At 29.0% G+C, this 24,301-nt stretch carries 21 protein-coding genes; 10 read left to right on the forward strand and 11 right to left on the reverse strand.

Annotated elements, in window-relative coordinates; genetic code table 11:
* The first annotated feature begins 137 nt into the window (after positions 1-137).
* The 3 genes from sbcD (at position 138) to BTO07_RS03475 (ending at position 5,506) form a co-directional block, all read left to right on the forward strand.
* Positions 138-1,340 (forward strand): exonuclease subunit SbcD, encoded by a 1,203-nt coding sequence (sbcD, locus tag BTO07_RS03465; protein ID WP_087519903.1) that lies wholly within the window; start codon positions 138-140, stop codon positions 1,338-1,340.
* 12 nt (positions 1,341-1,352) lie between these two features.
* A complete protein-coding gene (locus tag BTO07_RS03470) occupies positions 1,353-5,006 on the forward strand; it encodes an SbcC/MukB-like Walker B domain-containing protein (RefSeq protein ID WP_087519904.1) in 3,654 nt (1,217 codons plus the stop codon).
* Between the two features lie 104 nt (positions 5,007-5,110).
* Positions 5,111-5,506 carry a hypothetical protein gene (locus BTO07_RS03475; RefSeq protein ID WP_087519905.1) on the forward strand — a complete coding sequence of 132 codons (396 nt, stop codon included), beginning with the start codon at positions 5,111-5,113 and terminating at the stop codon, positions 5,504-5,506.
* A 97-nt stretch (positions 5,507-5,603) separates the two neighbouring features.
* Here the strand turns inward: BTO07_RS03475 and typA are convergent, their stop codons facing one another.
* The 3 genes from typA to BTO07_RS03490 form a co-directional block, all read right to left on the reverse strand.
* Positions 5,604-7,376: a translational GTPase TypA gene (gene typA, locus BTO07_RS03480; RefSeq protein WP_087519906.1), complete on the reverse strand. Its 1,773-nt coding sequence runs from the start codon at positions 7,374-7,376 to the stop codon at positions 5,604-5,606.
* 221 nt (positions 7,377-7,597) lie between these two features.
* A complete protein-coding gene (locus BTO07_RS03485) occupies positions 7,598-7,888 on the reverse strand; it encodes an LETM1 domain-containing protein (protein WP_087519907.1) in 291 nt (96 codons plus the stop codon).
* Positions 7,888-9,051, reverse strand: coding sequence for a proline dehydrogenase family protein (locus tag BTO07_RS03490; RefSeq protein ID WP_087519908.1), 1,164 nt, complete (start codon positions 9,049-9,051; stop codon positions 7,888-7,890). Before BTO07_RS03490 ends, BTO07_RS03485 begins: the two co-directional genes overlap by 1 nt.
* An 88-nt stretch (positions 9,052-9,139) precedes the next feature.
* Here BTO07_RS03490 and aroB point away from each other — a divergent pair, with 88 nt between their 5' ends.
* Positions 9,140-10,198, forward strand: a complete 1,059-nt coding sequence (aroB, locus tag BTO07_RS03495; RefSeq protein ID WP_087519909.1) for a 3-dehydroquinate synthase — start codon at positions 9,140-9,142, stop codon at positions 10,196-10,198.
* Positions 10,199-10,276: 78 nt separating this feature from the next.
* Here aroB and BTO07_RS03500 read toward each other — a convergent pair whose 3' ends face one another.
* Positions 10,277-12,793 carry an outer membrane beta-barrel family protein gene (locus BTO07_RS03500; RefSeq protein ID WP_087519910.1) on the reverse strand — a complete coding sequence of 839 codons (2,517 nt, stop codon included), beginning with the start codon at positions 12,791-12,793 and terminating at the stop codon, positions 10,277-10,279.
* Positions 12,794-12,952: 159 nt separating this feature from the next.
* The gene (locus tag BTO07_RS03505; RefSeq protein ID WP_087519911.1) at positions 12,953-13,405 is read right to left on the reverse strand and encodes a cold-shock protein; all 453 of its coding nucleotides are present in this window, start codon (positions 13,403-13,405) and stop codon (positions 12,953-12,955) included.
* Between the two features lie 245 nt (positions 13,406-13,650).
* On the opposite strand from BTO07_RS03505, the gene BTO07_RS03510 reads away from it, so the two are divergent.
* From BTO07_RS03510 to BTO07_RS03525, 4 genes are read left to right on the forward strand one after another with little or no spacing between them, the layout of a single operon-like run.
* A complete protein-coding gene (locus BTO07_RS03510) occupies positions 13,651-14,322 on the forward strand; it encodes a TetR/AcrR family transcriptional regulator (protein WP_087519912.1) in 672 nt (223 codons plus the stop codon).
* Positions 14,323-14,324: 2 nt separating this feature from the next.
* On the forward strand, positions 14,325-15,989 hold the full coding sequence (locus BTO07_RS03515) for a peptidase domain-containing ABC transporter (protein ID WP_087519913.1): 1,665 nt from the start codon (positions 14,325-14,327) through the stop codon (positions 15,987-15,989).
* A gap of 6 nt (positions 15,990-15,995) precedes the next feature.
* Positions 15,996-17,357, forward strand: coding sequence for an HlyD family secretion protein (locus BTO07_RS03520; RefSeq protein WP_087519914.1), 1,362 nt, complete (start codon positions 15,996-15,998; stop codon positions 17,355-17,357).
* A gap of 28 nt (positions 17,358-17,385) precedes the next feature.
* Entirely contained in the window at positions 17,386-18,786 is a 1,401-nt protein-coding gene (locus BTO07_RS03525; protein ID WP_087522538.1) for a TolC family protein, read from the forward strand.
* Positions 18,787-18,836: 50 nt separating this feature from the next.
* Here the strand turns inward: BTO07_RS03525 and BTO07_RS03530 are convergent, their stop codons facing one another.
* Positions 18,837-19,037 carry a helix-turn-helix transcriptional regulator gene (locus tag BTO07_RS03530; RefSeq protein WP_087519915.1) on the reverse strand — a complete coding sequence of 67 codons (201 nt, stop codon included), beginning with the start codon at positions 19,035-19,037 and terminating at the stop codon, positions 18,837-18,839.
* A gap of 1 nt (position 19,038) precedes the next feature.
* The gene (locus BTO07_RS03535; protein ID WP_087519916.1) at positions 19,039-19,482 is read right to left on the reverse strand and encodes a hypothetical protein; all 444 of its coding nucleotides are present in this window, start codon (positions 19,480-19,482) and stop codon (positions 19,039-19,041) included.
* A 119-nt stretch (positions 19,483-19,601) separates the two neighbouring features.
* On the opposite strand from BTO07_RS03535, the gene BTO07_RS03540 reads away from it, so the two are divergent.
* On the forward strand, positions 19,602-20,036 hold the full coding sequence (locus BTO07_RS03540) for a hypothetical protein (protein ID WP_087519917.1): 435 nt from the start codon (positions 19,602-19,604) through the stop codon (positions 20,034-20,036).
* 32 nt (positions 20,037-20,068) lie between these two features.
* Here the strand turns inward: BTO07_RS03540 and BTO07_RS03545 are convergent, their stop codons facing one another.
* The 4 genes from BTO07_RS03545 to BTO07_RS03560 are packed head-to-tail and all read right to left on the reverse strand — an operon-like array spanning position 20,069 to position 22,736.
* Positions 20,069-20,533 (reverse strand): MaoC family dehydratase, encoded by a 465-nt coding sequence (locus BTO07_RS03545; RefSeq protein ID WP_087519918.1) that lies wholly within the window; start codon positions 20,531-20,533, stop codon positions 20,069-20,071.
* Between the two features lie 3 nt (positions 20,534-20,536).
* Positions 20,537-21,160 carry a trimeric intracellular cation channel family protein gene (locus tag BTO07_RS03550; protein WP_087519919.1) on the reverse strand — a complete coding sequence of 208 codons (624 nt, stop codon included), beginning with the start codon at positions 21,158-21,160 and terminating at the stop codon, positions 20,537-20,539.
* A gap of 28 nt (positions 21,161-21,188) precedes the next feature.
* Positions 21,189-22,310: a DEAD/DEAH box helicase gene (locus tag BTO07_RS03555; protein WP_087519920.1), complete on the reverse strand. Its 1,122-nt coding sequence runs from the start codon at positions 22,308-22,310 to the stop codon at positions 21,189-21,191.
* A 30-nt stretch (positions 22,311-22,340) separates the two neighbouring features.
* Positions 22,341-22,736 (reverse strand): acyl-CoA thioesterase, encoded by a 396-nt coding sequence (locus BTO07_RS03560; RefSeq protein ID WP_087519921.1) that lies wholly within the window; start codon positions 22,734-22,736, stop codon positions 22,341-22,343.
* A 112-nt stretch (positions 22,737-22,848) separates the two neighbouring features.
* On the opposite strand from BTO07_RS03560, the gene BTO07_RS03565 reads away from it, so the two are divergent.
* Positions 22,849-24,186 (forward strand): MATE family efflux transporter, encoded by a 1,338-nt coding sequence (locus BTO07_RS03565; protein ID WP_087519922.1) that lies wholly within the window; start codon positions 22,849-22,851, stop codon positions 24,184-24,186.
* Positions 24,187-24,301 lie beyond the last annotated feature (115 nt).

Consider the following 24,301-nt stretch of genomic DNA (forward strand, 5'->3'; position numbering starts at 1 on the left):
CATTTTAAAATTGATCTTTTCAGTTGATGTGTTTTTAACTCAAAAAAGTTAATTTAGCTTTTAGGTGATTTACTTGTTATAGAAACTGATTTTTAAAGTTTGATAACAAAATTCATAAACCCAAAAATTGAAAAGGAATGAAAATACTGCACACAGCCGATTGGCATTTAGGACATAGATTACACGATCAATCTCAAATAGAAGAACAAATGTTGTTTTTAAGTTGGATTGAAACGTATATCATTGACCAAAATATTGATGTGCTTTTAATTTCTGGCGATGTTTTTGATACTGGTTCTCCATCGAACCAAAGTTTAGAAATGTATTATAGTTTTTTGGTAAAGTTAAAAGCAACTTCTTGTAAATCGATCATTATTACAGGTGGAAATCACGATTCTCCAGGAACTTTAAATGCGCCAAAACACATATTAGATGTGTTGTCTATAAAAGTTGTTGGAAAAGCGACTGAAAACATAGAAGATGAAGTTTTTAAAATTGAATTGAATAACGAAGAAGTAATTGTTGCTGCAGTTCCTTATTTACGCGATGGAGATATTAGACGTGCTGTTGCAGGTGAATCTTTTGATGAATTAACGGATAAGTATAAAATGGCTTTAATAAACCATTACGAAGCTGCTGCCAACCAATGTAAATTGATAAATACAACTCAAGCGCCTGTGATTGGTATGGGACATTTATTTGCAATTGGTGGTTCTGTTTCAGATAGTGAACAAAATATTTATGTTGGTACTTTGGGACATATTGGTGCTGATGATTTTCCTACTTATTTTGATTATATCGCTTTAGGGCATTTACACAGACCACAAATAATTGGCGAAAATGATAAAATTCGATATTCTGGTTCTCCGAATATTTTAAGTTTCAGTGAAATTAATTATGATAAAAAAGTCCTTGTTTTAACAATAGAAAACAATGAGATTATTGATGTTCAGGATGCTGTAATTCCGTGTTTTAGAAATTTCTATAAGTTAACAGGTACTATTGATGAATGTATTACTAAGTTTCCGACTATTAGTTCTAATTCCTACGGATTAATGCCTTGGATAGAAATTGCTTTAAAGGAAGCATCTACTGTAAATACAGATGATTTAAAAATTGAAGCTGAAAAATATGATTTTGATATCTTAAAAATTGCTTTAAAAAACCAAAGAAGATATAAAGGAATTGAAGAGTTGTTAGCAGAAACTAAATCGATTAAAGAGTTGTTGCCTACTGAAGTTTTTAAACTGAAATGTGAGGAAATGAATTATGATTTAGAAAAGAACCCCAAAATTTGGGATGCTTTTAATGAAGTTTTACAATCTGTTAAAAAACAATAAAGGCAGCTCGTTATGAAAATTTTAAAAATAGAATTACAAAATATAAATTCATTAAAATCGGCAGCTCCTATTGTTATCGATTTTGAAAACGATCAATTTAAAGATGTTGGTTTATATGCAATTACAGGTGCAACTGGCGCAGGAAAAACAACTGTTTTAGATGCTGTTACTATTGCTTTATATCATAATGTACCTCGTTTTAATGGCACAAAAGGAACCTTGCATAATGTGGTTAGTCACGGTGCAAATGACGCTTTTAGTAGAATAACATTTGAAAATAATGATATTGTTTACGAAGCAAGTTGGAGTATTCGTTTAGGATCTAGTACGGGTAAGAAACTTTTAAATCCGCAAGAAAAAGTAAGTTTAAAGAACCTAACAACAGGTGAAATTTTAGCAGATCAAAAAAGGAATTTACTTGTTGAAGTTATTAACGTAACGCAATTGAATTACAATCAGTTTTTGAGATCTGTAATGTTAGCACAAGGTGAATTTGCTTCTTTTTTAACGGCTAAAGGGCCAGAAAAAGGACGCTTATTAGAACAAATTACAGGAGAGCAGATTTATAAAAAAATTGGTCAAGGTATTTTAGATAGAAAATCTAGCGAAGATGCTAAACTGAGAGAAATTCAATCTAAAATTAATGCTGATGATGTTTTATCCGAAGAAAGAAAAACGGAATTAACAACAAAAGATAAAGAGATTGATGCTAAAATTATAGCAGCAGAAAAAGAAATTGCCAAAATTAATTTGATTGTTAGTTGGTATCAGAAATTTCAAGAGTTAACAAAGGAATCTGAAAATTTAAATTCAAACTACGAGAAATTAGGTCTTTTTATTGAAAAGCATCGTGCTGAAATAGCGTTATTAGATTTAAATGAAAAGGCAGAACCTTTTAAAGAGCTGATTCAGAATTTTAATCGAAATGAAAAAAGTACTGTTGAAAAAGCAAATCAATTAAAAGAATTAGAAGCTCAATTAATATTACTTAAACCAGAAATTGAACGCTTAACAGCACTTTCTAAAAAACAAGTTACTGAATTAGAAACTGCAGATAAAGAATTTTCGTCTTGGTTGCCAAAACTTGAATTGATTACTACTTTAGACAATCAATTTAAAAATGAAAACGAAAATATGCAAAAATCAACTCAGAAATTAGTTGAATTAAATGAGCAAATTGAGACAAGTAAAATTGAGAAGAAAAAATTAGTAGCTACATTAACTCAAACAGAAGCTACACTTAAAATTGACGAAGCATTTGTACTTAAAAACAAATTTTTAAAGGAAGTAGATTCAGAAATATCAAATTGGGCAAGTGAATTAACTACTTTAAAAGGGAGTAAAGAAACGCTAAAATTAGACTCCCAATTTATTATTAGTAAAAAGAAAGAAGTTGAAACAACTACTTCTGACTTAAAAAATCAGCAAGAAATTCTTGATAAAAAAGTAGCTGAACTAAAAGTAATTGAAACAGAGGTCTCAAAGGTTACAGAAGTATTATCAAAAAATAAATTAACGGATTTATTAGCTCAAAAAGAAGTATTAACTAAAGAAGAATCAAATTGGAAACAATTTAAAAACTTTGCAGAACACGCAGTAAAATTAGAGAAAAGTCAGACTGAATTATTAGAAAAACAAAAAGTCTTTGTAGTTGATTTAAAAGCAACATCAGAAAAAATAAAGGTAAAAAAAGCAGCCATTGATTTGCAAGAAAAGTCTGTATTAGATGCTACTAAAATATTAGAGTTAGAAAAAAGTGTTTTAAAATATGAAGCTGATCGTAAAAACTTAATTGAAGGAGAACCTTGTGGTTTGTGCGGTTCTACAGAACATCCATTTACTGAACACTCAAAAATAATTGATGTTTCTAAAGCTGAATTAGAACTAAAATCTCGTCAAGAAAAATTAAAGTTATTCATTGATTCTAAAACGGAATTAGATAAAAAGGAAGTCGAATTAAGTACAAAAATAGAGCATTTAAAGACTCAAATAAATTCAATAATTGAAGAATTAAAAACGATTCAATTATCAGCAAAACAATTAGAATTGAATTGTGAATTAACAAATACAACTCAAATTGAAGCTTGTTTAAAATCAGTAAAAGAACAGATTGAAATTGTTGATGAAACTTTAAAAACGACACAGAAATTACAAGCTGAAAAAGATACATTATTAAATAGTCTTGAGTTACATCAAAAAGAAGAAAGTGCGTTGAAAACAATAATTGCAACACTTAATGAGAAGAATAAAAACTCAAATGCTACAATTGAAACGAAAAATGAATCAATTATCAATTTAACCACAACGTGTTCGGTTTTAGAAAATGATTTAAAAACGAAACTGGCAAAATTCAACTACGAATTGCCTTTGGTTGAAGAAACAAATGTATTTATTCAGCAATTAAAAGAATTAACGACCAATTTTAATCAAAAGGAGAAGAATTTAGAGGCTTTAAAGGCAAGTATTACTGTTATTCATACAAATGATAACAATATTAAAAAACAACTAGAAACCTACTTGAAAACTCAAAATGATTTAAACAAATCTATCTGTGAGGCTGATATTAAATTAGAGCAACTAAAAACGAAACGTATTGGTATTTTACCAATCAATATTTCTGTAGAAAGTAAAAGAGAAAGTTTACAATTACTCAATAAACAATTGATTGAAAAAGTTGAGAGAAGCAAAAAAGAATTACAGAAATTATTAGATTCAAAAACAGAAAAAGACACTTTAAAAGCTAAAAGTATAAATGAGCAAAAGGAATTAGGTGAAGAGTTAATTGCTTTAAATTCAGAATTAGAAGCTAAAATAAAAACAAGTGCTTTTGAATCTAAACAAGCAATTGAGAAAGCATTATTACCACAAGAAGCTAAATTAAAATATACTCAATACAAAGAAAGAATAAACGAAGCGAAGCTTAAATTAAAAGCTTTAAAAGAGGCTAATGTAAAAGCAATATCAGCTTTAAATGCATCTAAAAACTTTGAAACTTTAGAATCAGAAAGTAAAGTCGATTTAGTAAATTTTAAAATACAAAAAGACACTTTATCCGCTGAAAAAGGAGAAGTAAAAGAAGCGTTTAGAAAAGACCAAGAAATTAGAGATCGAAATAAAGAGGTATCCATAAAGATTGATGCACAAAACGAAATTTGTAAAGTTTGGAAAGAACTTTTTGCAATTATCGGTAACTCTAAAGATGCATTTAATGTATATGTACAGCGTTTAACGTTGAAACATTTATTAGACTTGGCGAATGTTCATTTATATAAATTGAATAAGCGGTATTCTTTAAAAATGGAAGATAATTACAAACCAAAAGAAGAACTTAATTTTAATTTAATCGACCATTATCAAACGGATCAAGCGAGATTGGTAGATACTTCTAGTGGAGGAGAAAAATTTATAATTAGTTTGGCGTTGGCATTAGGATTGTCTGATTTAGCGAGTAAAAACGTAAAAATTGATTCCTTGTTTATTGATGAAGGTTTCGGGACTTTAGATAGCAATACGTTAGAAACCGTAATTTCTACCTTAGAAACGTTGCAATCTCAAGGAAAGATGATTGGAATTATATCACACGTAGAAAACTTAAAAGAACGTATTCCTACTCAAATACAAATTACAAAAAAGAACAATGGAGTTAGTGTAGTTGATATTTTATAGAAACTATTTCAAATTAATTTTTATCACAAATAAAAAGCTCAAGTTTAAAAACTTAAGCTTTTTTGTATTGGTATAATTTTTGATTATCAGTAAATAAAAAAACTATGAAAGAAAAATATATTTTCCTCATTATCATCCTATCCGCTTTTACTTTTATTTCTTGTGATAAAGAAAATACTGCGCTTTCTTGCGTTTCTGTTGATAAAGTAGATAAAACATTTCCTCCTAAAATGTTAAAAGTAAATGAAGCTAATGAAATAGAATTTGAAATTTTAAATGAATGTGATGCTAATTATACCATTTTTGATTATGAAATTTCTGGAGACATAAAAAATATAAAAATAGAAGGATTAACAAAAAACAAACTTATTACTTCTAAAAATCTAACATTTAAAGTAATTGTTTTCCCAATAACTACTGGTTATGAAACGATAGGTTTTTTTATTAGAACTGATATAGGCCAAATGGCAGTTTCAGCTGGTATAGATGTAAATTATTAATTGAATCTTATATAAAACAAAAAAAGCTCAAGTTTTAAACTTGAGCTTTTTAATTTTATATAAGTTTCATTCTTTATCAGAATGAATGCAATAGTAATTATCCTTTAAAAACAATTTTACGCATACGTAAACTTGCTGGAGTAACTTCTAAATACTCATCTGCTTTAATATATTCCATATTTTCCTCTAAAGAGAAATCTACTTTCGGTGCAATTTTCATAGCTTCATCTGTACCAGATTTACGCATGTTTGTTAATTGCTTTCCTTTAATTAAGTTAACAGCCATCTCATCAGATTTACTGTTTTCTCCAATTACTTGACCAATATAAATCTCTTGATTTACATCGATAAAGAAACGCCCTCTGTCTTGTAAACGGTTTAATGCATAAGCAGTTGCTTTACCAGCTGCAGAAGAAACAATTGCTCCTTTTACTTCTTCAGTAAAATCTCCTTTATAAGGACCATATTCACTAAATCTGTGGTTAATAATTGCAGTACCAGCCGTTGCTGTTAAAATTCTGTTTCTTAAACCAATTAAACCTCTAGAAGGTATAGAAAACTCTAAATGTTGTAAATCACCTTTAGGTTCCATAATTAACATATCTCCTTTTCTAAGAGATACTAAGTTAATTGCTTTAGAAGCCATGTCTTCAGGTACATCGATAGACAATGTTTCCATTGGCTCATGTTTCTTACCATCTACCATTTTAATAATTACTTGTGGTCTTCCCACTTGTAATTCATATCCTTCTCTACGCATTGTTTCAATCAATACTGATAAGTGTAAAACTCCACGTCCGAAAACGTTAAATTTATCCTCAGAATCAGTAGTTTCAACTTTTAATGCAAGATTTTTTTCTAATTCTTTGAACAGTCTGTCACGAATATGACGAGATGTTACAAATTTACCTTCTTTACCAAAGAAAGGAGAATTGTTAATTGTAAACAACATACTCATTGTAGGTTGGTCAATTTCTGTTCTTGGTAATGCTTCTGGGTTTTCTAAATCTGCAATTGTATCACCAATTTCAAATCCTTCAAGACCTGTAATAGCACAAATATCCCCACAAGGAACTTTTTCTACTTGAACTTTACCCATTCCTTCGAATACGTGCAATTCTTTAATTCTCACTTTTTTATTAGTTCCGTCAGCTTTACATAACATGTATTCTTTACCAACTTCTAAATCTCCACGGAAAATACGTCCAATAGCAATTCTTCCTGTAAATTTAGAAAAATCTAAAGAAGTAATTTGCATTTGTGGTGTACCTTCATTGTATTTAGTTGCTGGTATAGATTCTAAAACAGCATCCAATAATGGAATAATGTTATCAGTTTCGTTTCTCCAATCAGTACTCATCCAATTGTTTTTTGCAGAACCATAAACAGTTGCAAAATCTAATTGATCTTCAGTAGCTTCTAATGCAAACATTAAATCGAAAACTTTTTCATGAACGATATCAGGAGTACAGTTTTCTTTATCTACTTTATTTACAACAACAATAGGAGTTAATCCTAAAGCTAAGGCTTTACCTAATACAAAACGAGTTTGTGGCATTGGCCCTTCAAATGCATCAACTAATAATAAAACACCATCAGCCATTTTTAAAACACGCTCTACTTCACCACCAAAATCGGCGTGACCAGGAGTATCAATTACGTTGATTTTTGTTCCTTTGTACTGAATAGAAACGTTTTTAGAAAGAATTGTAATTCCTCTTTCACGTTCTAAATCGTTATTATCTAACAATAAATCTGTACGTTCTTTACGTTCGTCTAAAATTTTTGCTTGATCTATAATTTTATCTACTAAGGTTGTCTTACCGTGATCGACATGGGCTATAATAGCGATATTTCTAATTGGTTGCATTTGTGTATTCTTAAATTTCGTGCAAAAGTAGTTGATTATTTGTGATTTATCGCAATTCTATATATAAATTTTAGATTGCAATAAATTATTGATTGGCTAAATGCTATTAAATAGTGACGTTAGCGATTGAAATAGCATCCTTTTTTGAAGAATGATAGAAAGATATAACCTTTCGACTTTTCGCAAGATAAATCTTAAGCGCTACCTGATAGAAAATGCGCTTATTTTTCTTTATAATCTTCTTTAAATGCTGAAGGTAAAATATCTGGTATTAGTTTAATTAAAAGTGGTAATAGCAAAGCGCCTCCAGGAAGTAAAAAGACTGTTAATGAAGGAATCGCTTTACAAATATCTAGTAATTGTTCTTTAACTTTTACTTTTTCTTCTTCGGATAAATTAGAATGAGTCGCTTTTTTAATTAATGAAACAGCTTCTTTACTTTCTCTAAGCTCTTGACCAAGTCTTTGCTTGTTTCTAATTAATAAAAGTTTTATTTCGTCTAGAGTATTCATTATAATAATTTTCTTCTCTTTCTTTCCGTTTTAATAAGATTTAATTCTCTACTTGTTTGTCCTGCAACTGAAGTATTTTCTTCTGCTCTTCTTATTAAATATGGCATAACATCTCTTACAGGGCCAAAAGGAACGTATTTAGCAACATTAAAACCATCTTTAGATAAATTGTAACTAATATGATCACTCATGCCATATAATTGCCCAAACCACAAGCGTTCATCGTTTACTGCAATTCCTTTTTCTTCTGCAAGTTCTTTTACTAAAAGAGAGCTATTTTCATTATGAGTTCCGGCAAATAGACTCATTTTAGGATGTTCCATCATATATTTAATGGCATCATCATAATTGTCATCTGTAGCTTGCTTGTCTGTACAAATGGTAGAAGGATATCCTTTTTCTTCAGCTCTTTCGCGCTCTTTTTCCATATAAGCACCTCTAACGATCTTCATTCCAATGTAAAAACCTTTTTCTTTTGCTTTTTGATGCAATGCTTTTAGGTAAACCATTCTGTCATGACGATACATTTGCAAAGTACTAAAAATAAGAGCTTTGTCTTTATTGTAGATTTCCATTAAGCTTTCGATTAATTCATCTGCAGCAGTTTGCATCCAACTTTCTTCTGCATCAATTAAAATAGGAACATCTTTTTCTAAAGCTGATTTACAAACTGTATGATAACGTTCTACAACTCTTAACCATTCTGATTTTTCATCTACAGTTAACTCCTTTTTTTCTGTTACTTTTTGATATAAAGCAAATCTACCAAAGCCTGTAGGTTTAAAAACTGCAAACGGAATTGATATTTTCTCTTGACCAAAGTTGATGATTTTTAAAATCTTTTTTAAAGTAAGATCAAATTCTTCTTCGTTCTCCTTCCCTTCTACAGAGTAATCTAGCACAGAAGAAACTCCTTTCGTGTACATCCTCTCAATAGTTGGTAAACAATCTTCTTCTGTAACTCCACCACAAAAATGGTCGAATACGGTTGACCTTATTAAACCTTCTACTGGTAAATGCGCTTTTAAAGCAAAATTGGTTACTGCTGTACCAATTCTTACCATAGGTTCATTTTGAATCATTCTAAAAAGAAAATAAGCGCGTTCTAACTCTGAATCTGACTTTAAGGAAAAAGCTATTTCTGTATTATCAAAAAGTTTCATACTATAACGATTTAGTAAAACAAATATAGCGATTGATTGGTAATAATTGAATAATTTATTTTTAATTTGCACTCCTAATAAATTATAAATGAAATCTATTCAAGCCGTAACGTATCCTGTTCATTTTCAACACAAAGCATACGAAAAACTTTCTAATTTAGTTGAAGAAAACAACTATTCTACCATCTTTATTCTGGTAGATGAGAATACTATGGAGCATTGTTATCCGAAATTTATTCCAAATTTTGCTACAGATAAACGTATTGAGGTAATAGAAATTGAATCTGGAGAAATAAATAAGAACATTGAAACGTGTATTGGTGTTTGGAATGCAATCACTGAATTAGGTGGAGATAGAAAAAGTTTAGTAATCACTTTAGGTGGTGGCGTAATTACAGATTTAGGTGGTTTTGTTGCTTCTTGTTTTAAACGTGGAATCGATTTTGTAAACATACCTACTACTTTATTATCTATGGTTGATGCTTCTGTTGGAGGAAAAACTGGAGTTGATTTAGGTGTGTTAAAAAATCAGATTGGTTTGTTTGCAAATCCTCAAATGGTAATTGTTGATACTGATTATTTAACGACAGTTACAGACAGAGAAATTAAATCTGGAACAGCAGAAATCATTAAATACGGTATTACGTACGACCTTAAACTATTCAATGAGATAAAAGACAATAAAGGTTTAGAAATTAACGATTTAATATATCGTTCTATAGAGATTAAAAACGAAGTTGTATTACAAGATCCTAAAGAACAAAACTTAAGAAAGATTTTAAATTTCGGTCATACTTTAGGTCATGCTATTGAATCTTTTTATCTAGAATCTGAAGATAAAGAGAACCTAACTCATGGTGAAGCAATTGCAATCGGAATGGTTTGTGAAAGTTTTATGTCTTCTAAATTATTAGGATTTCCTACAGAGAACGTAAGTGAAATAAAAGATGTTATTTTATCAATCTATAATAAAACGAATCTTTTAAAAGAAGATTTTTCTGACATTATGGAGTTGTTAAAACACGATAAGAAAAATGTAAACGGACAAGTAAACTTTGTTTTATTAGACGATTACGAAAGCCATAAATTAGATTGTAAAGTTTCTGAAGAGCTGATTATTGAAAGTATGGAGTTTTATAACTCATAGACAAACCTTCAAATTAAACATAAAAAGAAACCCTATCATTTTAAATGATAGGGTTTCTTCTTTAAAATATGTTCGTTTTTAAAACTCACGTTTTCCAAACTCACTATCAATAAATTTCGATTTATTTTTAGCAGCATTAAAGGTATAAGATAGGTTTAACGAAACTGCATCTACTTCATAAACATAATTTGTACTTGTATAAAATTGATTTGCTCTTGATGTTGTTATACGTTGCTCATTGGTTTTAAATAGTCCCATATCAATATTTTGCCATTGTAAAGTAGCGGTCAATTTATCATCCATAAACTTTTTTCTGAATGTTAAGTTTGGTGAGTAAAAACGAGAATCTTCTCCCATTGCAGTATTTCTATCAGATAAGTAATTAAAAGTGAATTGTACGGAAGCATTTTCCCAGAAATTATAGGTAGAATTTAAGTTGAAAGAATAAATAGTCGATTTAGAATCGATATCATAATTTCTTTCTATTCCATCTCTGTGTCTAAAGTTAAGAACTCCATCAATTGCGTAATTATACACGTTTAGACCGATAAAATTAGTCCAGTTATTTGTTGGTTTAATAACTGCGCCAACTTCTAAACCAATAGAATTACTTTTACCAACGTTAGAATACACTCTATTAATAATTGTATCTATTACTGCTCCATTTGCTTCATAAGCCAACGTATTTACACGATTAATCACATTGTCTACATGTCTAAAATAAGCAGTAGCATAAATAGAATTCCCTCCTTTTAATTTCTTTGTAATTCCTAATTCTACTAAATCTATAAATTCTGGTGATAAAGTATTGTCACCTTGTTCAAAAACTTCAGAATGCTCACGTTCTGCAAAACTGTTCATTTTAAAAGTAGTAGTTCTCTCAACTCTTTTACTATACGCAGTTTTTATATTCGTTTTATCATTAATCTTATACTGTAAAGATGCTGAAGGAAATAACTTTACAAAATCGTACTTATATACGTTTTCTGTTGTTTCACTTTGTAAAGCTTCTTTATAAACTCTATCCATAGATTCTATACGTACACCAGCGTTATAATTCCACTTACTTTTAGAACCTGTAACTTGTGCATATCCAGAATGAATTTTTCTTTTTAAGCTAACATCACTAGAAAATTCAGGAACTTGAACTCCATCTCTTTCATAAACGAACTCTCCTGTGTGATCTAAATCACGATATTGATAACCCGTTTCTAAAGTTCCAAAAGAAAAAGGTTTCCATTGATAATCTAAGTTAAAACGTGTTCCATATAAAGGATTGTCATTGGTATTATATTCTCTTTGATACACAATATTATTATCAGGATGCCCTAAATTATCGTTTTCTGTTGGACCACCTAAAAATGTATATTCATATAAAATGGATGTAGATATTTTAGATTCATCATCAAATTTATGTGAATAATCAAAACTTCCTAAAGCAAAATCTCCTTTTCTAATTCTTAAATTATGATTGTAATACGCAAATGTATAATCACGATTAGAACCACCAATTGGAGAAATCGCATGATTATCATAATATACAATATCTGCTAAACGCTCTTTTGTACGTTTTCCGGCGAAAAAACCTAAAGAGTAAGTATCAGATTTATTTGGTGTATAATCTACATTGAAACGTCCATTATAAGTAACTTCATCAAAACTACGCTCACCATCAGAAGGTAAAAAAGTAGTTTTATTTTCTGGAGTATTTACGATAAACATTTCACCTTCTCTTCTACCCGCTTTATCATTTCTTTGGTAACTTGCTCCAAAAGAAAAGTTCCAATTATCAGTTCTTTTATTGACAGTTGCATCAATTCCGTATCTTTTCGCAGCTACTTTAGCGTCATAATCTTCAATTGAAGGAAATCCACCACGAACATTAACTTGTGCAAACGTTCCATTAATAGCTCCTTTTTTAGTGATAATATTTAAAATACCACCTTTTCCTTCAGGATCGTATTTTGCAGAAGGCGCTGTAATTAACTCTACACTTTCTAATGCATTTGCAGGTAATTGAGCTAGAATTGTACTTGCATCACCTTGCGTTGGTTTTCCGTTGATTAAAACAGTAAAACCTTTACTTCCTCTTACACTAATATCTCCTAAACCATCAATAGTTACAGAAGGTAAATTTTTAACAACATCTACAGCATTACCACCAACAGTACTTTGATATTTCTTTGTATCAAATACTTGTCTATCAATTTTATGTATAACGGTTTGTTTCTCAGTTCTAACAACAACTTCATTTAATTGATTACCAGAACCTAAAATTAATTTTACGATTCCAATATCTTTCTTCTCATCTTTTTTATTGACAACAATAGACTTAATTGTATTTTTTTGATAACCCAAAAAAGAAGCTTCTAAGTAATAATTACCTGGTTTTATATCAGAAATAGAAAAAATACCGTCTTTGTTTGTTACGGTACCAACAACTAATTTATTATTTAAAGTTTTATAGATTGCTACACTAGCATATTCTAGCGGATAACTATCTTCATTATCTACAACTTTTCCTGTTAATTGAGCTGTTGCAAACTGACACAAGGTTAAAGTCAGTAATAAAAATAGCCATTTTTTTAATTTCATAGAAATAGGTTTTATCTAAAATTTAAGTTGGTAAACTTACATTTATTCAGCTTATTAGACTAAAAATGTAAAGAAGGTTTAATAGGAGAAAAATTTTTATTGATATCAAAAAAAAATCCTTCTTTTCAGAAGGATTTTATATATTTTATAAAGAAAATATTAAATTTTTGTTACTTTAACAGCGTTCATACCACGCATTCCTCTTTCTAATTCGAAAGAAACTTTATCGTTTTCAGCAATTTCATCAATTAAACCACTAACGTGCGTAAAATATTTTTCGTTGTTCTCTAAATCGATAATAAAACCAAAACCTTTAGATGAATCAAAGAAAGATACTTTTCCTTTTCTAACAGGATCTTCTTCTGGTAAATCTTCTTTCTTAGTTACAGAAATTTGAATATCTTCCAATTCAACTTCTACTTTTAAATCTGGATCTGGTGGAGTATCAGTTAAGTTTCCATTATGATCTACGTAAGCAAACTGTATACCAGTTGACCCGTGTTCATCTTTGTCCGCTTTTCTAGCGTCCATTTTCTTTTGTTTATCTAAACGTTTTTTTAAACGTTTTTTTTCTTTTTCACTTTTACTAAATGTTTGTTGCGACTTTGCCATTAAAAATATAAGAGTTTTAAATTATTGTTTCTGATAAGAAAAAATACCTAACTGGAAATTCAAAATCTAACTAATGCTAACTAGTGTAATGACTGGAGTGTATTCTGTCTTATTTTGCAAATATAGTAATTATTCATTAACTATTCTTCATTGAAATAGCGTAGATGTTAAAAAAACATTAAATATTAGTAAAACTATCATTTATTAATAGTATTACTATTACATTTGCAATTCAATAAAAAAATATGAAAAATTTATTATCCGTCTTAAAGATTTCTGTTTCTGATAAAGTTTTTATCAAAGATCCTGAAACATCAAATTTAGGGAAGCGTATTGTAGAACACAGTATTTTATTAATAAATGAAATAGGGTTTGAAGGTTTTACATTTAAAAAACTTGGAAACAAGATTGGTTCTAATGAGAGTTCAATTTATAGATATTTTGAAAGTAAACACAAATTACTTTTGTATCTTTCTTCTTGGTATTGGGCCTGGTTAGAATATCAATTAGTTATTGAAACATTTAGTATTACTGATGCTAATGAAAAGTTAGAAAAGGCAATTACAGTAGCGACAAGAACGGTAAAAGAAGATAGTAATTTTTCACATATTAATGAAATTATTTTATATAAAATTATCGTGAACGAAAACTCTAAATCCTTTTTAACCAAAGAAGTAGACCTAGAAAACAAAGAAGGCTATTTTGAAGTATACAAGAGGGTTATTACCCGAATTAGTGATATGATTTTAGAGGTAAACAAAGAGTATTCTTTTGCTTTAAGTTTAGCTAGTTCTATTATTGAAGGAGGTTTGCATCAGCATTATTTGAGAGAGCACTTCCCTTCTATTACCAATTGTAAAGAAGGAAAATCACCAACCAATTTTTTTATTCATTTAGTTAAAAGTACAATCAAATAAGTATGGAAAACAAACAATTAACTCCCTGGCAAAGATTTGTAGGCTTATTAAAATTAGAAAAAAAAGACATCTTTCAGGTATTCTATTATGCTATTTTTGGAGGTATTGTAACCTTATCTCTTCCTCTAGGTATTCAGGCAATTATCAATTTAATTCAAGGAGCACAAATTTCTACATCTTGGATTGTATTGGTAATTATAGTAACAATAGGTGTTATTTTTTCTGGCGCATTGCAATTAATGCAACTAAGAATTATAGAAACAATTCAGCAAAGAATTTTTACAAGAGCCTCTTTTGAGCTGAGCTATCGGTTTCCAAAGATAAAAATGAATGAATTAATTAATTATTATCCACCAGAATTAGCAAATCGTTTTTTTGATACATTAACCATTCAAAAAGGATTGTCAAAAATATTGCTTGATGTACCAACAGCATTATTACAAATTATTTTTGCTTTGATTTTGTTATCATTTTATCATCCATTTTTTATAATTTTTGGCTTTCTTTTATTGGTGCTAATCTATGTAGTATTTAAGTATACTGCTCAAAAAGGTTTACAAACAAGTTTGATAGAATCTAAAATAAAATATAAGGTTGCACATTGGATTCAAGAAGTTGCAAGAACAGTTGTCAGTTTTAAATTATCAGGAAATACTAATTTAGCGCTTCAAAAAAATGACGATTTAGTTGATAAATATCTAGAAGCAAGAGAAAGTCACTTTAGAATTTTAATTATTCAGTTTATACAAATGATTACTTTTAAGGTAATTGTAACTGCAAGTTTATTATTAATTGGTGGAGCGTTAGTGTTGAACCAAGAAATGAATATTGGTCAATTTGTTGCAGCAGAAATTATTATTCTTTTGGTAATTCAGTCTGTAGAAAAATTAATGATCGGTTTAGAATCATTTTATGATGTGCTAACATCTATAGAAAAAATAGGACAAGTTGTTGATAAAGAACTAGAGCCACAAGAAGGAGAAAGACCAATATTTAAAGAGGGTTTAACTGTTGAACTAGAAGATGTTTCTTACGGAGTAGAAAATAGAGAAAAACACATTCTTAAGAATATTTCTTTAACGCTACAACCGAAAAGCAGAATTTTGGTTACGGGAGAAAGTGGCTCTGGAAAATCTACTTTACTTCGTTTAATTTCTGGAGTTATAGAACCAACTTCTGGAAACATTTATATCAATAATCTATCTTTAAGTAGTTTGCATTTAAATCATTATCGTTCTCAACTAGGTTTATCTCTTTCTGATGAAACACCTTTTGAAGGTAGTATAAAAGACAACTTAGTTTTTGGAAACAAAAATATTAAAGACGAAATAATTTACAATGCTTTAGATATTGTTGGTTTAACGCAATTTTTAAAAGAGCAACCTAATGGTTTAGAAACAGTTTTATATCCCGAAGGAAAACAAATATCTTTTACAATTGCAAAGAAATTAATTTTAGCAAGAGCGATTATTAAACAACCAAAAATATTGATTTTAGAAGACCCGTTAGATCAATTTAACTTAGATGAAACTATAAAAATCATTGACTATTTAACGGATGTAAAAAGACCTTGGGCTTTAATTGTAGTCAGTAGTAAGAAAAGTTGGAGAACTCAATGTAGCGAGACAATTACGTTAGAAAAAGGAGAAATAAAATCAATAAAATAATTCGAAATGTTAAATATATCTAACAATCAAATACATAAAAAAGTTGATTTATCAGAATTTAAATCTGGTAAAATAATTTTTAATAAAAACTACTACAAATCGTTAAATAAATTCCTTTTGGTATTCGCGATTATTGGTTTTATAACACTCTTTTTACCTTGGACACAGAATATAACAAGTCAAGGATTAGTAACCACTTTAACGCCAAATCAGAGACCACAAACTATTCAGTCTCAAATTCCTGGTAGAATAGAAGAATGGTTTGTAACAGAAGGAGATTTTGTTAAAAAAGGTGATACAATTCTAAGAATTTCTGAAGTAAAAAGTGATTATTTTGACAGTCGTTTAATTGAAAGAACAAATGACCAAATTAATGCTAAGTCCTCTTCTGTTGATGCTTATAAAGGAAAAGTAGATGCTTTAAAAAGACAAGTAGTAGCTTTAAAACAAGAACAACGATTAAAAACAGAACAAACTAGAAATAAACTATTGCAATCAAAACTAAAAGTAAAAAGTGATAGTATCGATTTTGAAGCAGCTAAAACAAACATTTCTATAGCAGAAAGACAATTCAATCGTACGCTAACTTTACAAAGTGAAGGCTTAAAAGCCGTAAAAGATGTTGAAGAAAAACGAATAAAATTACAAGCTACACAGGCTAAATTAATTTCACAAGAAAACAAATTATTAGTAAGTAGAAACAATATTTTAAATGCTCAATTAGAATTATCTAGAATATCAGTTTCATACACAGATAAAATTTCTAAGTCTCAGAGTGATATGTTTACTGCACAATCAAGTGGATTTGATGCAAAAGCACAAGTATCAAAATTAGAGAATAGTAAAAGTAATTATAGCGTTAGAAATAGTTTGTTATTTATTACAGCTCCTCAAAATGGTTTTATCAATAAAGCTATAAAAGGCGGAATTGGAGGTGCATTTAAAGCCGGTGAAGATCTTGTTGGTATTATGCCAGAAAAATATGATTTAGCTGTAGAAACCTATGTAAGACCAATTGATTTACCCTTATTACATATTGGTGAAAAGGTACGTGTTCAGTTTGATGGTTGGCCTGCAATTGTATTTAGTGGATGGCCAAATGCTTCTTACGGAACTTATGGTGCAAAAGTAGTTGCTATTCAGAATTTTATTAGTGATAATGGCAAATACCGAGTTTTATTAGCTCCTGATAATACAGATAATACTTGGCCAAAAGCCATTAGAGTTGGTTCTGGTGCAAGAACAATTGCATTGTTAGAAGATGTGCCAATTTGGTTTGAACTTTGGAGACAATTAAACAGCTTCCCTCCTAACTATTATCAACCAGAAAATGGAAAGAAAAGTAAAGGCGATGCTAAAAAGAAGTAATATTTATGATTTCATTAGAAAAACAAATATGAAAAAATACATTTTAATAACATTCTTATTTTTTACTTCAGGATATTTTGCTCAGGATAAAGTTGAATCTGTGATGACTTTATCTGAGTATTTAGGATATGTAAAAAACTATCATCCTATTGTAAAACAAGCAAATCTTGTTATCAATAAAAGTGAAGCAAAATTATTAAAAGCTAGAGGTGCTTTTGATCCAAAAATTGAAATCGATTTTGATAAGAAGCAATTTAAAGATAAAGAATATTATAATAAATTAAATGCCGCTTTTAAGATACCGACCTATTATGGTATTGAGTTTAAAGCAAACTTTGAAAATAATGATGGAATTTATTTAAACCCAGAAAATACGGTTCCAACAGATGGTTTATATAGTGCTGGTATTTCTGCGTCATTGTTAAACGGACTTTTAATAAACAAGAGAATGGCTTCTTTAAAACAAGCAAAACTCTTTTTAGATCAAGCAAAAGAAGATCAACAAATTCTAGTCAATGAAATTTTATACAACGCTTCTCTCTCCTATTTTAATTGGTTAAAAACCTATAATGAGAAAGTAGTATATGATGAGTTTCTTACAAATGCAAAAATTCGTTTTAAAGCAACAAAAAGAGCTTTTATAGAAGGAGAAAAACCTGCAATAGATACTACTGAAGCAAAAATTACATTAAACAATAGAAAACTAAACTTAGAAAAAGCTAGAATTAAATTAGTAAAATCTTCTTTAGAATTGTCTAACTTTTTATGGTTGAAAGATAATACACCTGTAGAATTACAAAGTAATATCATACCAAATACAAACACAGTAAATAATATTGATGCAACTTTTAACATTGCTTTATTCAACAATGCTGATTTTGATATTAATAAGCATCCAAAAATAAAATCTTTAGAGTTTAAAATAAAGAATTTAAATATTGATAAAAAACTAAAAACAAACAACTTACTTCCTAAATTGGATGTTCAGTATAATTTTTTAACTCAAAATAGCAATCAATTAAACTCTTTAAATACTCAAAATTATAAAGCAGGAATGAACTTTAAAATCCGTTTATTTTTAAGAAAAGAAAGAGGAGATCTTAAACTGTCTAAAATTAAATTACAAGATAAAAAGTTTGAAAACGAAGTAGCAAAAGTTACTATTAAAAACAAAGTAAATGCCATTCAGCAAGAATTAGCTTCTTATGTTTTACAAAATAATTTAACGGTTGATATTGTTCGTGATTATGGAACGTTATTAAAAGCAGAAAACCGTAAGTTTTTCTTAGGTGAAAGCTCTTTATTCTTAGTAAATTACAGAGAAGTTAAATTGATTGAAGCTAAATTAAAAGCGATTGATTTAGAGAGTTCTTTCTTTAAAACGAAAGCAAATTTGTTTAAAGTAGCTGTTATTTCTATTGCTCAATAAAAAGGTTGATTATTAGAGTTACCACTAAAATAATTAAAGAATAGAATAATTTAATCATCGTCTTCTAAAGTAAAAAACTCATTTACAGAGATGTTAAATACTTTAGATAATTTTAACGCTAAAACTGTTGAAGGAACATATCTGTTTTTTTCAATAGAATTTATGGTTTGTCTAGACACACCAATCGATTTAGCTAATTCATCTTGTGTTAAATCTAAGATGGCTCTTTGTACTTTTAAAGTATTTTTCATCTTATTTATTCATTCTTCTTAATTGCCAAAAAAACATCAATTGTACGATCAACATAAAAAATAATACTTGAAAATAACTAAATCCCTGTAATTCATCATCTTGATTAAATAAAGTTGCTACTGCGTAATTTACTAATGGTTGACCTAAAGAATACACAATTGCCATTATAAATGCCAGTCTATAAGATTGTGAACGTAAACTATCTATAAACTCGTCTTCTACTTTTTCTTTGGATAAAGAAATTAAAAGTAAACCGATTAATAATACTCCATGTAAAACTGGTTTTAACCAATGAGAATCTTCAATATATTTTCTTGCAATCATTAAAACAAAAGTTCCAATGGCAATAATATACCCTATTCTTTTATACTGATTACCAAGTTGAAATTTATTTAATTTTTCTAGTTGTTTTCTTTCTCTTTCGCAAATTGATAGTTTAGACATGGTATTTTTATTTTACAATTAGACAAGTATATTTTATATAATGACAAATATACTTTACATTTTATTATTCTACAAGTTTTTTGTACATTTAAGATATCTAAACGATAAACGTAAATATTATGACAGACAAAATGGATAAACCAAGTACTGCTTTTTGGGTTATAGGTATTATTGGATTAATATGGAATTCTATGGGTGTAGATGGATATATAAACCAAGCATATCAAACAGATCGTTTTAAATTAATGTATACTGAAGAGCAATTAGATATTATTTTTAATCTACCAACTTGGGTCACTGCAGCTTTTGCAATTGCAGTTTTTTCATCCGTTTTTGCTTGTATTTTATTATTATTAAGAAAAAAATTAGCAAAAGCATTCTTTTTAATAGGATTGATTGCAGTAATAGTTCAAACGACTTATAATGCGTTTTTAAACCCTGGAAAAGAACTATATGGATCTATGGAGTATTCAATGTTAATAATGATTCCATTGTTTTCTGTTTTCTTATTCTGGTATTCTAAAAAATGTGCAGATGATGGACTTATATCTTAGTAAATAATATAAAATACTGATAATTAGAGATTTTATTCAAATAAAGCTGCAATAAATTCTGCAACACAAGCAGGTTTTTCTTGTCCTTTAATTTCTATTGTACATGAAAAAGTAATTTTAATTCCGTTGTTAGACATTTCTTCAATATTTTTTACCACAGAAAGCATTCTTAACTGACTGTTTACTGGAACAGGATTTGGAAAACGGACTTTGTTCAATCCATAGTTTAAACCCATTTTCACACTTTTTATAGAAAAAGAATCTTCTAATAATTTAGAAATCATTGCAACAGACATAAAGCCATGTGCAACTGTACTTTTAAAAGGACTCTCCTGCTCTGCCCTTTTTTCATCAACATGAATCCACTGTTTATCTAAAGTAGCATTTGCAAAATCAGAAATCATTTCTTGAGTAATCGTATACCAATCTCCAATAGGTAATTGTTGCCCTTTTATCTTTCTAAATTCTTCGAAATTTGTAAATACTAATGGTTTCATCTCTTAATTTTTAGTGAATAGATCATCCTTAATTTTTGGCAATTGCAAATGAAATTTAACAGAAATTACTCTAATAAAAACAATTACAGCTGCAGAAATTACAAAAATGATATTTTCAGAAATCTTAAAATGATTTAAAGTTAAATAGGTAATTCCACCTGCTAAACAAGCGGAAGCATAAATTTCTTTTTCAAAAATTAATGGAATTTTATTTGTTAAAACATCACGTAAAACTCCACCAAATACGGCAGAAATCATTCCCATTATTAAAGCAATAATTGGATGTAAATTTAAAGACAATCCTTTTTGTAAACCTAATAATGTAAATACACTTATACCAATGGTATCAAATAAAAACATGGTTTTACTTAAATGTGCTATTTTACTTTTAAAAAGAAAGGTAAAAACAACGGCTACAAAAATAGTGTATAGATAATTTAAATCGCCAATCCAATTTATAGGATGTGCATCAATTAAAACATCACGTAACATTCCTCCACCAACTGCAGTCACAAATGCAATAATTAGTACTCCAAATAAATCAAATTTTTTATCTGAAGCAACTAATGCACCACTAATTGCAAAAGCGAAGGTTCCTAATATATCTAAAACATAAATGAGTTCCATTTACATCAATTTAAAACTTGAATTGGTTTTATACGGTAACTTCAGAAAACTTGATATTCAATTCTTTCTGAATTTCATGAATTCTTGTAATTTCAGAAGGTAAAATAAAAGCTAATGAAACACCTGTTTTTCCTGCTCTTGCAGTTCTACCACTTCTGTGTGTGTAATATTCTAATTGTTCTGGTAATTGGTGGTGAATTATAAACTCTAAGCCACTTACATCAATACCACGTGCAGAAACATCTGTAGATACTAAATATTGTAAATTTTCTTTCTTAAAAGCACGCATTACTTTATCACGTTCTTTTTGTTGCATATCTCCTTCTAATGCAGCTGCAGAAAAACCTTCTTCAATTAAAAAATTTGCTAAGTTCTGAGCACCTGCTTTAGTTCTACAGAAAATAATTCCTCTTTGATCTTGTCTTTTCTCTAAAAAGGCAACAATATCATTTGCTTTTTCTTTTAAAGTAGTTTTTGCAAAATGATGACGAATATTAGCGTTTACTAAAGAACTTCTATTAATTTCTACTCTAGGAGCATTAGAATCCATATAAGTCTTTACTATCCTTTTGATTTCTTCTGGCATTGTTGCAGAGAATAACCATGTTTTTCTATCAGACTCCGTTGTAAACTTTAAGATTCTATTTAAATCTTGTTTAAAACCCATGCTTAACATTTCGTCAGCTTCGTCTAAAATAACAGTTTTCACATGACTTACATCAATGCTTCCTCTTTCGATTAAATCAATCAACCTACCAGGAGTTGCTACAACAATATGCGTAGTTCTCTTAAGATTGTTCATTTGTCTGTCAATCTTTTCTCCACCAAAAACAGCTTCAACAAAGATTTGTTTTTCACTAAACTTCGTGAATTTAAACAATTGTTTTTTAATTTGTTGAACAAGTTCTCTTGTAGGCGATAAAATTAAAGCTTGAATATTATCTGAACTAGCATCTATTTTATTTAAAACTGGCAAGCCAAAAGCTGCAGTTTTTCCAGTACCAGTTTGTGCTAAACCAATAAAATCAGTAGCTTCTCCCAATAAAATTGGAATTGCTTTCTCTTGAATTTCTGAAGGCGTAGAAATCCCTAATTCTTTAATTGCTTTAATGTAATCGTTGTTAATTCCTAATGTAGAAAAAGTTGACATTTTGTATCTTAATTTTCTGCAAAGATACTTTTATTTTATAGGTTGTAATATATTTAAAACTTTTTCTCTAATTCTTGCTGGCTTATATGTTTTTGAGTCTAACATTGCCCAAATAGTTTTCGCTTTTAAAATTAAAACATCGTCTTTATAAAACTCCATTAAACGTTCAGAAGTAAAACCTCTTGTTTTACCAACCCATGTTTTTGCAATAACTTCATCACCTAAAACTGCTTGTTTTAAATAATCTATTTCATGCCTCATTACAACCCAAACATACTCTGGTAAAGGATTGTCTTTTGTTAAATGCGCCAAATGTTCAAAGGCAACAGTATCCATCCATTGTACGTAAGAAACATTGTTTACGTGGTTTAAATCATCTATATCAGACGATTTTACTATAAATTTTAAACTAAAAACTGAATTCATTTTTATTCCTTTTGGCAAACTTAAAAATTTTAATATTTCTATAACAATAATTGGTGATTGATTTATAAAAAACTAACGAATAATGTTCATCTTTGATCTTTCTTATTTTTTTATGAAACAGGTAGCAGGAGAGTTAGGTACAGAAAATATTAGTAAATTATTGATCAAACAAGCGGGTCCTGCTTCTATTGGGATTCTTGTAATGTCTTTAAACATGATTGTTGATACTATTTTTGTAGGTCAATGGATTGGTGTTTTAGCAATTGCAGCAATTACTGTGGTTTTACCAATTGCATTTCTAATTTCTTCTATTGGAATGGGAATTGGAATTGGAGGAAGTTCTATTATATCTAGAGCTTTAGGGAAAAATGATACTGAAAAAGCTTTTTTAACTTTTGGAAATCAGATTAGTTTAACAACCGTTTTAGCAATTCTTTTTGTTCTCTTAGGAAACATTTTTAGCACAGAAATTTTAACTTTATTTGGCGCCAAAGGAGATATTCTAATTCCTGCAAAAGAATATTTTGATGTCATTATTTATGGTGTTCCGTTTTTAGCTTTTGCAATGATGGGAAATCCTACAATTAGAGCAGAAGGAAAACCAAAATTTGCAATGTATGCAATGATGATTCCGGCTGTTGCAAATATAGTTTTAGACATTATCTTCATTAAATATATGGATTTAGGCATGTTTGGAGCAGGTTTAGCAACTTCAATCGCTTATGCAAGTTGTGGTTTATATATTTTATATTTCTTTTTATCTTCTAAAAGTGAATTGAAAATTATTCCTAAAAACTTTAAGTTAGACGCTAAAATAGTTCGTGAAATTGTTGAATTAGGTGGCGTTTCTATAGTAAGACAAGGAACAATTAGTATTTTAATGATTGTTCTAAATTACTCACTTTATAAATATGGTGGAGAAATTTCAATCTCAATTTTTGGAATTGTGAATAGAGTGATGATGTTTGCTCTCTTTCCTATAATGGGAATTACGCAAGGATTTTTACCAATTGCGGGTTATAATTATGGTGCAAAAAAATACGACAGAGTTAAAGAAACTATTAATAAAGCGATTATTTATGGATGTATAATTGCAGCGGCAATTTATGTGGTAATCATTATCTTTTCTCAAGAAATTATAGGAATTTTTACAACGGATGCAAGATTACTAGCAGAAACACCAAGAGCAATGATTTTAGTATTTCTTGTTTCACCAATTATAGCAATTCAATTAGTGGGTTCTGCTTATTTTCAAGCAGCAGGAAAAGCAATGCCTGCTTTATTTTTAACACTTTTAAAACAAGGAGTTTTCTTAATTCCTTTAGCGTATATTTTACCTTTATATTTTGGAGTAGATGGTGTTTGGTATTCGTTTGCTATTGGTGATGTGTTAGCTACAATTATTACTTATATCGTTCTAAAACGAGAAATGAAGAAGAATTTGAATTAGTAAAATAGTTGTTAGTTGTTAGTGAAATTAGAAAGACTTCGACAAGCTCAGTTTGACATTAGTTAAAACTTTTCAACTTTGCTCCTTTATGACTTTAGACCTTATAACTTTGAAA

Origin of the sequence: Polaribacter sp. SA4-12, from assembly GCF_002163675.1 — a bacterium.
GTDB lineage: Bacteria > Bacteroidota > Bacteroidia > Flavobacteriales > Flavobacteriaceae > Polaribacter.

Coding starts and splice junctions, on each gene's coding strand:
- BTO07_RS03475 (WP_087519905.1), top strand. CDS start 5,111: ATGAAAGAAAAATATATTTTCCTCATTATCATCCTATCCGCTTTTACT.
- BTO07_RS03540 (WP_087519917.1), top strand. CDS start 19,602: ATGACAGACAAAATGGATAAACCAAGTACTGCTTTTTGGGTTATAGGT.
- typA (WP_087519906.1), bottom strand. CDS start 7,376: ATGCAACCAATTAGAAATATCGCTATTATAGCCCATGTCGATCACGGT.
- BTO07_RS03545 (WP_087519918.1), bottom strand. CDS start 20,533: ATGAAACCATTAGTATTTACAAATTTCGAAGAATTTAGAAAGATAAAA.
- BTO07_RS03510 (WP_087519912.1), top strand. CDS start 13,651: ATGAAAAATTTATTATCCGTCTTAAAGATTTCTGTTTCTGATAAAGTT.
- BTO07_RS03500 (WP_087519910.1), bottom strand. CDS start 12,793: ATGAAATTAAAAAAATGGCTATTTTTATTACTGACTTTAACCTTGTGT.
- BTO07_RS03520 (WP_087519914.1), top strand. CDS start 15,996: ATGTTAAATATATCTAACAATCAAATACATAAAAAAGTTGATTTATCA.
- BTO07_RS03470 (WP_087519904.1), top strand. CDS start 1,353: ATGAAAATTTTAAAAATAGAATTACAAAATATAAATTCATTAAAATCG.
- BTO07_RS03525 (WP_087522538.1), top strand. CDS start 17,386: ATGAAAAAATACATTTTAATAACATTCTTATTTTTTACTTCAGGATAT.
- BTO07_RS03530 (WP_087519915.1), bottom strand. CDS start 19,037: ATGAAAAATACTTTAAAAGTACAAAGAGCCATCTTAGATTTAACACAA.
- BTO07_RS03515 (WP_087519913.1), top strand. CDS start 14,325: ATGGAAAACAAACAATTAACTCCCTGGCAAAGATTTGTAGGCTTATTA.
- BTO07_RS03485 (WP_087519907.1), bottom strand. CDS start 7,888: ATGAATACTCTAGACGAAATAAAACTTTTATTAATTAGAAACAAGCAA.
- aroB (WP_087519909.1), top strand. CDS start 9,140: ATGAAATCTATTCAAGCCGTAACGTATCCTGTTCATTTTCAACACAAA.
- BTO07_RS03505 (WP_087519911.1), bottom strand. CDS start 13,405: ATGGCAAAGTCGCAACAAACATTTAGTAAAAGTGAAAAAGAAAAAAAA.
- BTO07_RS03565 (WP_087519922.1), top strand. CDS start 22,849: ATGAAACAGGTAGCAGGAGAGTTAGGTACAGAAAATATTAGTAAATTA.
- sbcD (WP_087519903.1), top strand. CDS start 138: ATGAAAATACTGCACACAGCCGATTGGCATTTAGGACATAGATTACAC.
- BTO07_RS03555 (WP_087519920.1), bottom strand. CDS start 22,310: ATGTCAACTTTTTCTACATTAGGAATTAACAACGATTACATTAAAGCA.
- BTO07_RS03550 (WP_087519919.1), bottom strand. CDS start 21,160: ATGGAACTCATTTATGTTTTAGATATATTAGGAACCTTCGCTTTTGCA.
- BTO07_RS03490 (WP_087519908.1), bottom strand. CDS start 9,051: ATGAAACTTTTTGATAATACAGAAATAGCTTTTTCCTTAAAGTCAGAT.
- BTO07_RS03535 (WP_087519916.1), bottom strand. CDS start 19,482: ATGTCTAAACTATCAATTTGCGAAAGAGAAAGAAAACAACTAGAAAAA.
- BTO07_RS03560 (WP_087519921.1), bottom strand. CDS start 22,736: ATGAATTCAGTTTTTAGTTTAAAATTTATAGTAAAATCGTCTGATATA.